Here is a 12,590-nt window from a genome sequence, read left to right as displayed (position 1 = left end):
GCCGCCCTGCGTGCCGCCGGGGCCACCCCCTGGGTGGTCCGTCCGCCCGGGGGCGGCTCCGACGGCCCCCTCCCGCACCCCTCACCCCGCCCGGGCACCCCCCGCCGCCCTCTCCTCACGCACCGCCCCCGGCCCCTCCGGTACGGAGACCCGCCCCGCTCCGTCGTCCCCGCCCTGCTCCGGCAGCCCCCGCATCAGCAGCCCGTACCCGGCCGCCGCCACCATGCCGATCACCGCGCACGCCCCCCACAGCCACCCGGAGCCCAGCCGGTCGATGACGTAACCGCCCATCAGGGGCGCGGTCAGCGCGGCCACCGACCAGGACAGCGTGTACATGCCCTGGTAGCGGCCGCGGCCGTGCACCGGGGAGAGGCGGACCACCAGGCCCATCTGCGTGGGGGAGTTGATGATTTCCGCCAGCGTCCACACGCACACCGTCAAGACGTACACCCCGAGCGATCCGGCGAAGACCGTGAGCCCGAAGCCGTACCCCGCGAGCAGCGAGGAGAGCACCATCAGGCGGCGCGGATCGCGGTGTTCGATGAAGCGGGTGACGGGAATCTGGAGTGCCACGATCAGTACGCCGTTGACGGCGATGGCCAGGCCGAAGTCGGCGCTGCTGAAGCCGTCCGCGCCCATGGCGACGGGCAGGGCGACGTACCCCTGCTGGAAGATCAGGGCGACCAGGAACGACAGCCCCACCACACTCATGAACCGCCCGTCCCGCAGCACCGTGCCGAGCCCGGCCTCCGGTTCGGCGGCCCGTTCGGCGACCGTCCGTTCGGGGCGCGACTCCGGCAGCTTCACGAAGACGACGACCGCGCAGACCAGTGTCATGGCCGCCTCGATGAGGAAGCCCGCGAGATAGCTGTGCTCAGCGAGGAATCCTGCGCCCGCCGAGGAGATCGCGAACCCCAGGTTGATCGCCCAGTAGTTCAACGAGAACGCCCGCACCCGGTCCTCGGGCTTCACGATGTCGGCCATCATCGCCTGCACGGCGGGCCGCGAGGCGTTGGACGCCATGCCCACCAGGAAGGCCACCGCCGCGATCGCCAACGGGTGCTGCACAAAGCCGAGCAGGGCGACGGAGAACGCGGTCGACAACTGCGCGATCAGCATCGTGGGCCGCCGCCCGAGCCGGTCCGCCATCACTCCGGCACCCAGGGAGGAAACGACACCGCCGAGCCCGTGGAGCGCGGCCACCAGCCCCGCGTACGTCGCCGAGTAGCCGCGCTCCAGCGTCAGATAGAGCGCCATGAAGGTGGCGACGAACGCCCCCAGCCGGTTCACCAGCGTGCTCGTCCACAGCCACCAGAACGCCGGGGGCAGCCCCGAGACGCTTGTCCGCAGCGCACGCAACGGACGCGGCGGACGCTTCCGGCCGGCTTCGGACATCCCTGTCGCGGACATCGGTTCCCCCCAGGGATGTAAGTGGCTCTGCGAACAAGCGCAAGTTACGTAGCTGCTCGCCAGGACCGCCACTCAATTGACGCCCACCGTCAATCCGACTCCGCTCCGTCTCACCCTTACGCGTGCGCGCGCGAGGCACCCCGAATGTCCATTACGCTCGTACGCATGGCCGACGCACCGTACAAGCTGATCCTCCTCCGCCACGGCGAGAGCGAATGGAACGCGAAGAACCTGTTCACCGGCTGGGTGGACGTCAACCTCACCGAGAAGGGCGAGAAGGAGGCCGTACGGGGCGGTGAGCTGCTCACCGCAGCCGGTCTGCTCCCCGACGTGCTGCACACCTCGCTCCAGAAGCGCGCCATCCGCACCGCCCAGCTCGCGCTGGAGTCCGCGGACCGCCACTGGATCCCGGTCCACCGCAGCTGGCGCCTGAACGAGCGCCACTACGGCGCCCTCCAGGGCAAGGACAAGGCGCAGACGCTCGCGGAGTTCGGCGAGGAGCAGTTCATGCTCTGGCGCCGCTCGTACGACACCCCGCCGCCGGTCCTGGAAGACGGCACCGAGTTCTCCCAGTCGGACGACCCGCGCTACGCCACGATCCCCTCGGAGCTGCGCCCGCGCACCGAGTGCCTCAAGGACGTCGTGGAGCGCATGCTGCCGTACTGGTACGACGGCATCGTCCCGGACCTCCTCGACGGCAAGACCGTCCTGGTCGCCGCCCACGGCAACAGCCTCCGCGGCCTGGTCAAGCACCTCGACGGCATCTCCGACGAGGACATCTCCGGCCTGAACATCCCGACCGGCATCCCGCTCTACTACGAGCTCGACGCCGACTTCCACCCCGTCACCAAGGGCGGCAAGTACCTCGACCCGGACGCGGCCGCCGCAGCCATCGAGGCGGTCAAGAACCAGGGCAAGAAGAAGTAAGCAGAGCTGAAGAAGCCCCCCACCTGCGGGTTTTCCGCGTGGTGGGGGGCTTTTTGGTGGGTTGGGCCGTCTGTGGGCCGTCAGGCTGCTTCTCGGGCCACTCAGTGTTGTGGTGCGCACCCCTGTGTCTGTCGGGGCGACAGGTATGCTTATCGCGCTTCACCTGATCCTCCCCTGAACTCCGCCCGAGAGAGCGTGAGTTCGAAGGCTCCGGCTCGACAAGCGGGCCGGATGGAGGAGAGGGGAGGTGGTAGGGGTGAGCTTCGCAAAGGACAAGCCCCGCAGGTGGACCGGAGCCGAGAAGTGGCAGGTCTGGCTTGCGGGTGGCGGTCTGCTCGTAGCCGTCGCTACCAGCGTGATGCAGTTCGCTCGATGAGCGGGTCACGTGCGAGGACGGTCGCGACCGGGAGCTGTGGATGCAGCGAGCCCGGTCTGCTGGTAGGCGACCGGGCTCGTTGACTGCTGTTGGGCCTGGATCTGGTTGCCGCCGGATCCAGGCCCTCATACGTTTCTAGACGCTTCCAGAATTTTCTACGCCTTCGCAGAATCTTCTGGATGCTCGTAGAAGTTTCTGGAAGCCAATCTCTCACGGAGATGCGGCTCTATCAACATCGTGAACTTGTGCGCGAGCTTGTAGCTCATCTTTTTCCGTCGCTTCTTCGCCGCTGTCATCGCCGAGACCTATCGGCGAACTCTGGCGGGGATGAACTTCACCGGCCCCGTAACGTCTTCCGACCTCAATGTGCAGTTCGGGAGAAGAGCTGGGCCACCGCGTTGCGCGTCCGCTCCTGACTCGACGGCATCAGGTGCGCGTACACCCGCAGCGTCAGGCCGGGGTCCGAGTGGCCGAGGTACTCGGCGAGCGCCTTGATGTTCTCGCCAGCGTCCAGGAGGACCGAGGCGTAGAAGTGCCGCATGGCGTGCATGCCGTTCTCGCGTGACTCGATGTGCGGAGCGCCGGCCGCTGGGACCGGGATGACTCCGGCCGAGGCGAGCGCGGGTTTCCACGCCTCCTCGTTGAGCGAGGTTCGCCATACGTGACCGCCGCGCGGTGCCGTGAAGATGAGTCGCTTGGTCACCGGGGGCCCGCCCGCGACCTTCCACGGCAACGTGATCTCGACCGGCGGGAACTGCTTCATGTGTGCCCTCAGTGCGTCGGCTACCGGACCGGGGAGCGGCACGTCCCGTAGCTTGCCGCCCTTGGGTGGAGCGAAGACGGGCTTGCTGCGGCTCAGCTTGAGCTGCTGGACGACGTGCAGCGTGTCCGAGCGGAAGTCGATCGCGTCCACCGCGACGCCCAGGATCTCGCCTTGCCGGAGGCCGCAGCCGCCGCCGAGGTCGACCATCGCCTGATACCGGTCGGGCATGCCCGCGCGCACGGCGAAGAGCCGTTCCGGCGTCCAGGGCGTGACGCGCTTCGTGTCCACCGTCGGCGGCCGGACCGAGCGGGCGGCGCAAGGGTTCCGAGGAAGGTGCCCGTCGTCCACGGCCGCGCTCAGCGCCGCCCGCACGTTGGAGTAGATCGTCCGGGCGTACGAGCCACGGACACCGTTCGCCTGGAGCTGCTGCACCCAGTCGCGGATGTGCGCCGGCTGGAACGAACCGAGCGGACGCGTGCCGAGGTACGGGAACGCGTGCAGCCGGAGTTGCGACTCCATCGAGGCTTGCGTGTTGGGGTCGGCCCCCTGCGTGCTCACCCAGCCCTCCGCGTACTGCTGGAAGGTGGTCCGGGCGGCGCGAGGATCGATGTACTGACCCCGCGCCATGTCCGCCTCGATGTGGGTCAGCCACTGTTCGGCGAGCCGCTTCTGCCGATCCTGGAAGCTCTTGGACTTCTCCTTACCGTCCGGGCCGATGTAACGAGCGCGGTAGCGCAGCCCGGACCCGTAGCGTTCCGACTTCACCTTGCGCGGCTTGCCGTCCGGTCCGATCTCGGTCGTGAACCAGCGGTCCTGGATGTGCCCGGCCATCAGGCGGCCACCTCGCCCCGGCGGGAATCGACCCAGACCCGTACGTCGTCCGGATCGAAGCGGAGGTGCCGGCCGACACGGAAGCCGCGGGGACCGGTCCGCTTCCGGCGCCACTGGTAGACCGTCTCGACGCTGGGCAGCTCGAACATCTCGACCAGGTCGTCAGGCGTCAGATAACGGCTCGGCAGGGGGAGCGCCATGGTCACCACTCCCTCTCGTCGACCAGCTCCGCCATGGCTTCACGGGCTGTCTCGCGGTTGAGCTGGAGGTCCCGGGCGATGGTCGCGGCGAGGACGGATTCGCCGGGGGAATGACCGTGCCCGGCGTACTGCCAGTCGGTGAGGACGAGCACGGTGTCCGGGGCGCGGTCCTCCAGGCCGAGCGCCTGCTGTTCCTGCGCAGCGCGGAAGTCGGCGCGGGCCTGACGGAGTTCGCCGAGCGTGGTCGAGTAGCGGCGGGACTTCGAGGAGAAGTGGCCGCGGAACCCGAGCATGTGCGCCCAGGCCCACAACCGGCGCTCGGGGTAGAGCGGATCGAGGAGGCGGCACGCGGCGATGAGGCGGCGTGCGTGGTCCGGGACGCCGTGGCGGTCGAGTTCGGAGAGTTCGCCGATACGCCGGTCCAGGGTGCCGGTGTTCTCCGCGGCTTTGGTGGCGTACTTCGCGACGTAGGACGCCACGGCCTGTTCGGTGAGGTCGGAGCCGTCGCCGAAGGCGGTGACCGGGCGGACGTCGAGCTGTGTGCCCCAGCGGAAGGTACGGGCGGGGTGGTCGTCGACTGCCGGAGCGGACACCGAGGTGTAGCTGTGACGGGCGGCGGCGCATATCGCGTCGGTGAGCAGGTCAACGGTGGCCCAGGACGGGGGAGGGGTGTCCGGTCCGTCCGGCCCGTCGATCCGCATCACGGTGTGGAAGTGGATCGCCCCGCGCTTCTGGAACTCCGCGACCTTGCCGTACGAGAGCCGGGCGGATTCCTTCAGTTCGGCCTGTGCGACTCCGGCGCGGGCGGCGATCTCCCGCCGGAGACGGGTCGTGAACCGCATCCAGAGGTCGCCCGCGTGGTTGTTGAACAGGACGGATCCGGCGTAGTCGTACGTCTCCGGGTCCAGGGCGGTGCCGAGCTCGGGTGCGTCGGCGGGGTGCCGACTACCGCAGCGGCAGGTGCCGTGGTCGGGCCGGTTGTGGACCGGGCCGAAAGACGGTGCGGTGAGGGTGGCGAAGACGCGGGGGTGATCCCGCACGGTGGCGGGTACGTCGCGGCGGTCGTCTCCGGCCAGGCCCGCTCGGATCAGGTGGTAGGTGTCTCCGGCGTACGTCCAGGCGCAGGAGGGGCAGCGGGAGGCGCGGCGGTTTCCGCAGGCGAGACGGAGACGTCCACCGGGTTCGGTCTCGGTCGAGTAGTGGTGCAGGGTCTCGCCGGTGGTCCTGTCCTTGGTGAGGGTCCAGCCGGTCAGGTGGATCGGGTCGGAGCAGCCGCCGGTACGGCGGACCTGGTCCTCCCAGCGGTGGAAGTCGGGGGCCGAGGCCACCCGCAGCAGGTCGCCGAGGGTGATCCGATCAAACGGCGCCTCAGGCATGTGCACTCTCCCGGCGGCGGGCGGTGCGGTCGGTCATGATGGTGCTTCCTTCCGGATCTGTGGTTCGGGCAGGAGCACGGCTTCCGGGCGGCGGATGCTTGGCGGTATCGAGGCCGCCCGGAAGCCGGTCAGCGGTGGTTCTGCGACGCCACGAGCGAGCGCACGACCAGGGCACTGACGGCGAGCGACGCGGCGGTGACGGCGACCGCGAGGAGCAGGGAGACCAAGACCGCTCCGACGACCAGGACCACGGCCGTGCCGCCACCGATGACGGCTACGACGGCACCGGGCGTGAGCTGGACCGTGGGCCGGGCGGGAGCCGCGCCGGTCGGCACGGGGGCCGGGGCCTGGTGGAGTACGGCGGGAACGTCGGTCCGGGCGGGGCCCGTGACGATTCCGGTCGGCATCGGGTTGGTGGGGATCTTCGGGCGGAGCATGGCGGTTCTCCCTTCGGTCGGGTCGTGCGGGGTCACTTGACGGCGGTGTCGATCACGGGGGACAGGAGGCTGTCGGCGAGGAGGTAGCCGCCGAGCAGCAGCACGAGCACGAGCCACCAGGGCGGACGGATCAGCTTGACGCCGAGCCAGCCGACGACGATCAGGGCGAGCCAGAGCGGGACGTCCATAGCGTTCTTGCCTCCTTCAGCGGACCTTGCAGCGGTGGGTGCGGGCGGCGAGCTGGGCGGCGGACCGACTGCTGAAGTCGGACGACCAGCCGCAGCGGTCGGCGGTGCACACGGCGGCGTGTTTGGTGCGGCCGTTCCGGTCGCGGTGGGTGCCGATCTGCACCGGTCCGATCCGCATCACGGAGTGGAAGTGGTCGCGGGCGGGCATGGTGGATCTCCTCTCGGTTCAGGCGAGCTGGGCGGCGATGGCGGCGGCGAGCTGAGGCGGGACGCCGAGGCGGGCGCGGAGGGTGTCGGTGTCGATCGGTGAACCGGTACGGGTGCGGTGGTCGTCAGCGACCTTCCGGGCGTGGTCGATGAGCGCGGCCGGTACGGGCGGAGTCGTGTCGGCGGGAGGCCGGACCGGAAACTCCTCAGCCGCAGGAACCGGTACGGGTTCCAGCTCCGGCCCCTGTTCGTCGGTGACGAGCTCCGGCGCCGGGGGAGCAGCCGTGGGTGTCGGCGGAACAGGCACCGGGTCTTCGGCCGGGGGCGATGTGTGGGCGAGGAGTGTCCCGCCGAGGAAGGCGAGCGCAGGCCATCCGGCGACGCCGAAGCGGAGCCAGGCCGGAGGATCCTGGAGATCGAGGAACCCGGCGGTGGCGACGTTGGCACCGAGCGAGGCGACGAGTGCGATCAGGAACCAGCACCAGGCGAGCCGGGACGGGCCGTCCTTGCGCAGCCGACGCCAGGCGGCGACGAGGAGCAGATCGACACTGATCGGGTAGGCCCATGCCTTCCAGCCGTCCTGGCCCGCGGCGGCGGCAAGGTCGTGGAGGTGGGCGAAGGACAGCGCTCCGGCGATCACGGCTTGGACGAGTACGGCGTCCACGCGGACTTTGGGACGGGCCATCGCGGACTTCTCCTTTCGGTCTTTTCGGCATGGCGGGGGTAGGGACCTGGCGCGGGGACGGTCGCGCCGACCGGTGTGCGGAGAGGTCAGGCGGTGGCGGGCGCGGTCTTGACGAGCGGCGCAGTGGCCGAGGCCAACGGGGCGACGGCGGGCCGGAAGGCCGCGAGTGCGGGCACGTCCGGGGTGCGGTCGGCGTGCCGGTTGCAGATGTTCACGGCTTGGCGCAGGGAGGTGTGCGGTGCGCGGATGCGGGTCCATCCGCCGGTCGAGTCGCCCGAGACGGCGATGCCGGGGACGTCGGTGGGAATCTGGATCGCGGCGAGTACGGCGTCCGGGGCGATGTCTCCGAAGGCCATGTTGGCGCTGGACTCGTCGTTGACGCGGTGGGCGGTACGGCCGGTGAGCTGGGCGCGGAGCATCGTGATGCCCTTGCCGAGTTCGGAACCGAAGCGCTGGCCGCAGATTTCCAGGTAGACGCCCGCGGCGCGGCCGAGCTGGGCGAGGCGGACCAGGGCGGTGACGATTCGGTCCCGGCGCTTCTCCTCGTCCTTGGTGGCGAAGAGCGCCAGCTCAGCGACCTCGTCGACCAGGACCACGACGGGAGTAGGACGCATGTCGGCGGGCAGGTCCCAGATGTCGGCGGCTATGTCGGCGTCCGGAACGTCGACGGTGATGCGCTGGGCGGCACGGATGAACTGGTAGACGTCCTCCATGTGCTGCACAAGTGTTTCGAGGAGTTCGAGGGCAGTGTCCGGGTTGTCGGCGAGGGCGGAGAAGCGCCGGGCCAGCGGGAAGAGCTCGACGCCCTGTTTGCAGTCGATCCCGACGAGAGCGACGTGGTGTGATGCGAGGCCGGCGACCAGGTTGCGCTGGTAAACGGACTTGCCCGACTCGGTCGCACCGAGCGTCAGCCCGTGGGGCACGGCCCGGTAGTCGCGGTAGTGGACGGACCCGTCTTCGCGCAGCGCGACAGGGATGCGCATCGGCGCGTGGTCGGTCTTGGCGGGCATCTGCACCCGCCGAAGGACGTCGTACCCGGTCATCCGTAACTCGACGACCCCCGAGTGGAGTTCGCGGGAGGTGACTCCGTACATCCCGAAGGAGTGCCGGAGGCGGTCGGTGGCCGAAGCGACGTCGAAGGCATCCTGACCGGGGCGGAGCTTGAGACGCAGCACCAGCCCCGTACGGGTCGGCCGGAGACGGAGGATGCGCGGGGCCCGCGACTCGGGAACGGGTCGGTTCGCCATCCGGGCGAGGGAGAGACGCCAGCGGGCGGGCGGAACGGTCAGCCCGCAGGCATCCATGACCGACGTGTACCGGACGGCGACCCGCAGCGCGGCGAAGGTGACACCGAAGGTCAACCAGTACCAGGCGGGACGCCGCCACCGCAGGATCACTGCGATGACGGCGACCAACAGCAGCGAGACCAGGAGACCGGTCATGATCAAGCCGCCTTGGGCTTCTCGGCACTGGGGGCGAGCGAGGTGACCGCCACCGCGCGGAAGGCGATGCCGTGCCGCTTCTGTCCGTTGAACTCGTTCTCCCACGGGCGGGCGATCAGACCGGTGACGGCGACGGGCGTGCCCATCATCAGCTCACCGGAGATGCCCGGCTCGGGGACGGTGACCGACAGGATCTCCACTTCGTCGTTCGCCGCGAACATCACGTCCACGGTCATGAGCTTCGCGCCGCTCTCGGTGTCCATGGCGATCTCGCCGGTACGGCGGTCCTTGACCTTGATCTGCGGAGGCTTGGCGACCATCACGGAGGCGGCGGAGGTGTCGACGGGGATCGTACGCACGGAAGATCACTCCTCTAGAGGTGCTTGACTCAACCACTCATGTATATGAGTGACATGAGGAAGAGTGCATCACTCCTGTATATGAGTCAACACGCCGAAACAAATAAGTCGCGGCGGGCTGGCGGGAGTTGAGCCGACGTCAGTCGGTGGCAGGGATCCGGTAGCTGAAAACGAACTGGTCAGCGGCCATGAGGGTGTCGCAGACCTCCACGACGCGGTCCTCGGTCGTCCTCGCCTCACGGATCAGGTGAACCACCGAAGCGCCGGGGCTCAGGGCCAGTTCGGACGCTTCCGCCTTGGTCGCCAGTCGGGCTTGCAGCGTCTCGACGAACTCCGCGAACTCGTGTCCGTGGTCTTCGAGTCGGGCGTAGATGCCACCACCGCCGGGGTTCTTCGCGAACAGCTCGGGAATGTCCTTCGCGACGTCCCACGGGAGGTACGAGGTGGCCGTCTCCACGGGAGTCTCGTTCCGGAAATAGAGGCGGCGCCGAGCGAGAACCTGGGTGCCGGTCGGGACGCCGAGCCGCTCCGCGATGTCCTTCGGAGCCTCCATCGGGCCGATGTAGAGAACGCTGACGCCCGCCTTCGCCCCGGACTGTTCCGACTCGGCGAGGTACGCGGCCTTGCCACCTTGCCGGTGCGAGCGCTTGAACCGGTCCGAGGACCGGTGCCGTACCGGCGGCCGGGCCTTGACGATGGACCCCTTGCCCTGGCGGGTCTCCACGAGGTCACTCGCGCGGACCTCCACCATGGCCTTTCGGATGGTGCCGCCCGAGACGCCGTAGCGCTCCACGAGCTCCGATTCGCTGGGCACCATGTCGCCGGGCTTGAGGATGCCGGCGCGAATCTGCTGAACGATCTCCTCGGCGATCTGTACGTACCGAGGTACGGACTTCCCACCTCCTACCGCTGTTTCCATAGTCCTTCTCTTCCTCCTATGCTCCTGTACATGAGTAACAGTGCGCAGGAGAGCACGTCAACGCCGCTCCACTCCGTGTCCGTAGCCGGAGTGGTCGTGCGCGAGGACGGGCGACTGCTGGCGATCCGCCGTGCCGACAACGGCACTTGGGAGCTCCCCGGCGGCGTACTCGAACTCGACGAGGCCCCGGAGACGGGCGTCCGGCGTGAGGTCCTGGAGGAGACGGGCATCCACGTCGAAGTGGATGAGCTCACCGGGGTCTACAAGAACACCACTCGGGGCATTGTGGCCCTGGTCTTCCGCTGCAAGCCCGCCGGCGGAAGCGAGCGGACGTCCAGCGAATCGACCGCGGTCGGATGGCTCACGCCCGAAGAGGTCGCCGAGTGGATGTCCGAGGTCTACGCGGTCCGGCTGCTGGACGCACTCGACGGGAACGGACCTCACGTGCGAAGCCATGACGGCAAGCACCTGACGCCGGTCCGATAGAACTTTCCCTACTTCATCAAGAGGCCCGCGCACGGCGCGGGCGCGCGCCGCCTCTGCGGCGCGGCCTGCCTCCTGTCTGCGCCCCGGCTGGCCGCGCCCGGCGGCGCGCTGCGTGCTGCGGGCAGAAGGTGGGAAACCCCTCTGTGGCTGGGGCGGTCGGCTCCACGGCTTTAGGCAGCCACTTTGGGGCGAGCCTCTAAAATCATGGCCCCAACGTCGTGCTTTAACGGGCAGGTCCACAGGCTGCCCGACTCGCCGCAAGCTTACGGGGCCATGATCACTCGCCCCAAAGCAGCTCCAGCCCAAAGCCGTTCCGCCGACCTACGGCCGCATCTGCACCAACTCGGTGCGGCGAGGAATGGTCCTATAGGCGGCGAATGGAATTAGCGAGAAGCCTGGATGCTGAGGCAGATCGATAAATCCAATCCTACCCAAATTTCGCATCTGGGCATTCATCGCCTCGGCGAATTCGCCGCGATTGATGCTTCCGTTCGAATTGTAGAAATCCATATCTGGCAGTTCGGTTTCTTCAGTCCCGTAGCTCCCGATGCTGCCGACCAATGTCCACTCGTGACGCTCTGTGCCGTAGCGAGCGAAAAGAATCTCTGCTTCAGTGTCGAGATACTGGCGTCCTTCCTGCAATCGGGCACTCACTAGGGAGCCCTTGGCGGGAGTCAAGTTCATGTGCAAGCCCGGACTGAAGACGCCTTTCGCAATTCGCACGAATGATCTCAGAGTGTTCCCGTCCATCCCGTCAATCGCTGGGAAGTCGGGGATTGAGTCCTCCAGTTGGTCGACGTGACTCTCGTCCTTCTTCACAGGCCTCGGGCGCTGCTGGCCTTGCTTTCCCTTTCCTGGTCGCTGCGGCTCGTTCGACGGCGATGCACCGATTCCTTGGAGTCCAACATTCACATGCCCGAAGGCCGCGAATGCTGAAGCCGTATACCTGGTATCGAATAGCGAGCCAGGAGCCGTGATTCTGACGAGCGAACCCGGGGGATATTTGGTCTTCAGTTCGCCAGATTCCCAAAGATCCACCTCGGACGCTTCCTCTGAGATGTCATGCAATAGAAGTTCCGATTCCAGTGCGTCCTCCAGCATCGGAAATAGAGCGTCGCCGAGAGATTTGTTGGTGTAGCTCTCGCTGCCCGTTCCGTGTAGATGTTGAGCTGCCGAGCGTGGGCCGATGGTCGTCCTTTTCTCTGACCGCTCTGTCTTACGCGATTCCTCCACAATTCCGCCATCGAGTTGAGCGAGTAGGGCGCGCACTTTGTCGGTGTCAACGTAGAGGAATTCACGAAGAATCATTGGCTCTCCTGGTACGGGATCCTTTTCGTACGGCTCCGGCGGTGTAGCCGCCACAGGCGAGATTGAACACCCAACTTGGCGCAGATGTCCCGGTTTTCGCTGGATCTAACTCCCTACGACGTCTGTCATGTCAGTGTCAGAAGCCCGGGTGGCTGAGCATTCTGGGCCTTCCCTGGGCCGTGCGAGGCCCACCAACGCTGGCAGTCAGCACCCACTGGTGACCACCCCCACCCCGCTCTGGCCTGGGCACCCAGAGTTGATCTGCCGCACTGGAAGAGGTCATGCCTGCACCCGGAGAACTGAGCTGACGTGCACTGATCGCACCGGGCGCCGCAACGGGCGAAAACTGCGTGACAGCGCCGACGAACAATGGCGGACGAGCGCGGACGTCTGCGGACCATCGGCGCAGGTGGATGGCACACCCTCTCAGGCAGCATCCGTATGAAGTTGCTTCGGGACGAAGCGGCCGAGTGGCTTTACCCCCCAGCCACGAGTTAGCGGTGAGTGGGATTGCCTCCGGCCTAATCCTGGCCGAGCGTTACCACAGGTCAGAGGAGTTCATGGCTTGCGAAGAGTGATGCCTTCCGGAGCCGTTTGCTTCATGTGGCTGGGTGCATGGGCGTCACCGGCTGGCGCGCCGGCGGAGGAGCCCCAGCTTGGCTCTGGGGCTCCTCCG

Annotated in this window: 14 protein-coding genes; 2 read left to right on the top strand and 12 right to left on the bottom strand. The window is 67.8% G+C overall.

Annotated features, from left to right (window positions below; all coding sequences use genetic code 11):
- Positions 1-81: 81 nt before the first annotated feature.
- Positions 82-1,410, bottom strand: a complete 1,329-nt coding sequence (locus tag ACFWVV_RS10700) for an MDR family MFS transporter (protein ID WP_384345786.1) — start codon at positions 1,408-1,410, stop codon at positions 82-84.
- 165 nt (positions 1,411-1,575) lie between these two features.
- Between ACFWVV_RS10700 and ACFWVV_RS10695 the strand changes: the two genes are divergently transcribed.
- Positions 1,576-2,337: a phosphoglyceromutase gene (locus ACFWVV_RS10695; RefSeq protein WP_384345783.1), complete on the top strand. Its 762-nt coding sequence runs from the start codon at positions 1,576-1,578 to the stop codon at positions 2,335-2,337.
- Between the two features lie 737 nt (positions 2,338-3,074).
- Here the strand turns inward: ACFWVV_RS10695 and ACFWVV_RS10690 are convergent.
- The 10 genes from ACFWVV_RS10690 to ACFWVV_RS10645 all read right to left on the bottom strand — a co-directional run bounded on the left by ACFWVV_RS10690 (position 3,075) and on the right by ACFWVV_RS10645 (position 10,120).
- Complete coding sequence (locus ACFWVV_RS10690) at positions 3,075-4,307, bottom strand: tyrosine-type recombinase/integrase (RefSeq protein ID WP_384345781.1); 1,233 nt, start codon at positions 4,305-4,307, stop codon at positions 3,075-3,077.
- Positions 4,307-4,507 (bottom strand): helix-turn-helix transcriptional regulator, encoded by a 201-nt coding sequence (locus tag ACFWVV_RS10685; RefSeq protein ID WP_384345778.1) that lies wholly within the window; start codon positions 4,505-4,507, stop codon positions 4,307-4,309. The genes ACFWVV_RS10690 and ACFWVV_RS10685 overlap by 1 nt, the downstream gene beginning before the upstream one ends.
- 2 nt (positions 4,508-4,509) lie before the next feature.
- Entirely contained in the window at positions 4,510-5,883 is a 1,374-nt protein-coding gene (gene repSA / locus ACFWVV_RS10680) for a replication initiator protein RepSA (RefSeq protein WP_384345775.1), read from the bottom strand.
- Positions 5,884-6,011: 128 nt separating this feature from the next.
- Entirely contained in the window at positions 6,012-6,320 is a 309-nt protein-coding gene (locus tag ACFWVV_RS10675) for a SpdD-like protein (protein ID WP_384345772.1), read from the bottom strand.
- Between the two features lie 32 nt (positions 6,321-6,352).
- Positions 6,353-6,508, bottom strand: coding sequence for a hypothetical protein (locus ACFWVV_RS10670; RefSeq protein ID WP_344497880.1), 156 nt, complete (start codon positions 6,506-6,508; stop codon positions 6,353-6,355).
- Between the two features lie 16 nt (positions 6,509-6,524).
- On the bottom strand, positions 6,525-6,716 hold the full coding sequence (locus tag ACFWVV_RS10665) for a mobile element transfer protein (protein WP_384345768.1): 192 nt from the start codon (positions 6,714-6,716) through the stop codon (positions 6,525-6,527).
- Positions 6,717-6,734: 18 nt separating this feature from the next.
- Entirely contained in the window at positions 6,735-7,400 is a 666-nt protein-coding gene (locus ACFWVV_RS10660) for a DUF2637 domain-containing protein (protein ID WP_384345765.1), read from the bottom strand.
- A gap of 86 nt (positions 7,401-7,486) precedes the next feature.
- Positions 7,487-8,842, bottom strand: a complete 1,356-nt coding sequence (locus ACFWVV_RS10655) for an FtsK/SpoIIIE domain-containing protein (protein WP_384345762.1) — start codon at positions 8,840-8,842, stop codon at positions 7,487-7,489.
- A 2-nt stretch (positions 8,843-8,844) separates the two neighbouring features.
- Positions 8,845-9,201: a hypothetical protein gene (locus ACFWVV_RS10650; RefSeq protein WP_384345759.1), complete on the bottom strand. Its 357-nt coding sequence runs from the start codon at positions 9,199-9,201 to the stop codon at positions 8,845-8,847.
- 139 nt (positions 9,202-9,340) lie between these two features.
- Positions 9,341-10,120: a GntR family transcriptional regulator gene (locus tag ACFWVV_RS10645; RefSeq protein ID WP_384345756.1), complete on the bottom strand. Its 780-nt coding sequence runs from the start codon at positions 10,118-10,120 to the stop codon at positions 9,341-9,343.
- 18 nt (positions 10,121-10,138) lie between these two features.
- Between ACFWVV_RS10645 and ACFWVV_RS10640 the strand changes: the two genes are divergently transcribed.
- On the top strand, positions 10,139-10,606 hold the full coding sequence (locus tag ACFWVV_RS10640; protein ID WP_384345753.1) for an NUDIX hydrolase: 468 nt from the start codon (positions 10,139-10,141) through the stop codon (positions 10,604-10,606).
- A 321-nt stretch (positions 10,607-10,927) separates the two neighbouring features.
- On the opposite strand, the gene ACFWVV_RS10635 is transcribed toward ACFWVV_RS10640, so the two are convergent.
- Positions 10,928-11,914, bottom strand: a complete 987-nt coding sequence (locus ACFWVV_RS10635) for a hypothetical protein (protein WP_384345750.1) — start codon at positions 11,912-11,914, stop codon at positions 10,928-10,930.
- Between the last annotated feature and the right edge of the window lie 676 nt (positions 11,915-12,590).

The organism is Streptomyces sp. NPDC058663 (assembly GCF_042716745.1).
Lineage (GTDB): Bacteria > Actinomycetota > Actinomycetes > Streptomycetales > Streptomycetaceae > Streptomyces.
Note: the sequence above shows the minus strand (reverse complement) of the source record. Positions and strands in the feature narration are given on the sequence as shown.

Excerpts from the sequence above, each read along its gene's own strand:
- ACFWVV_RS10655 (WP_384345762.1), bottom strand. The coding sequence starts at position 8,842 with ATGACCGGTCTCCTGGTCTCGCTGCTGTTGGTCGCCGTCATCGCAGTG.
- ACFWVV_RS10645 (WP_384345756.1), bottom strand. The coding sequence starts at position 10,120 with ATGGAAACAGCGGTAGGAGGTGGGAAGTCCGTACCTCGGTACGTACAG.
- ACFWVV_RS10670 (WP_344497880.1), bottom strand. The coding sequence starts at position 6,508 with ATGGACGTCCCGCTCTGGCTCGCCCTGATCGTCGTCGGCTGGCTCGGC.
- ACFWVV_RS10690 (WP_384345781.1), bottom strand. The coding sequence starts at position 4,307 with ATGGCCGGGCACATCCAGGACCGCTGGTTCACGACCGAGATCGGACCG.
- ACFWVV_RS10635 (WP_384345750.1), bottom strand. The coding sequence starts at position 11,914 with ATGATTCTTCGTGAATTCCTCTACGTTGACACCGACAAAGTGCGCGCC.
- ACFWVV_RS10700 (WP_384345786.1), bottom strand. The coding sequence starts at position 1,410 with ATGTCCGCGACAGGGATGTCCGAAGCCGGCCGGAAGCGTCCGCCGCGT.
- ACFWVV_RS10665 (WP_384345768.1), bottom strand. The coding sequence starts at position 6,716 with ATGCCCGCCCGCGACCACTTCCACTCCGTGATGCGGATCGGACCGGTG.
- ACFWVV_RS10695 (WP_384345783.1), top strand. The coding sequence starts at position 1,576 with ATGGCCGACGCACCGTACAAGCTGATCCTCCTCCGCCACGGCGAGAGC.
- ACFWVV_RS10660 (WP_384345765.1), bottom strand. The coding sequence starts at position 7,400 with ATGGCCCGTCCCAAAGTCCGCGTGGACGCCGTACTCGTCCAAGCCGTG.
- repSA (WP_384345775.1), bottom strand. The coding sequence starts at position 5,883 with ATGCCTGAGGCGCCGTTTGATCGGATCACCCTCGGCGACCTGCTGCGG.
- ACFWVV_RS10675 (WP_384345772.1), bottom strand. The coding sequence starts at position 6,320 with ATGCTCCGCCCGAAGATCCCCACCAACCCGATGCCGACCGGAATCGTC.
- ACFWVV_RS10685 (WP_384345778.1), bottom strand. The coding sequence starts at position 4,507 with ATGGCGCTCCCCCTGCCGAGCCGTTATCTGACGCCTGACGACCTGGTC.
- ACFWVV_RS10640 (WP_384345753.1), top strand. The coding sequence starts at position 10,139 with ATGCTCCTGTACATGAGTAACAGTGCGCAGGAGAGCACGTCAACGCCG.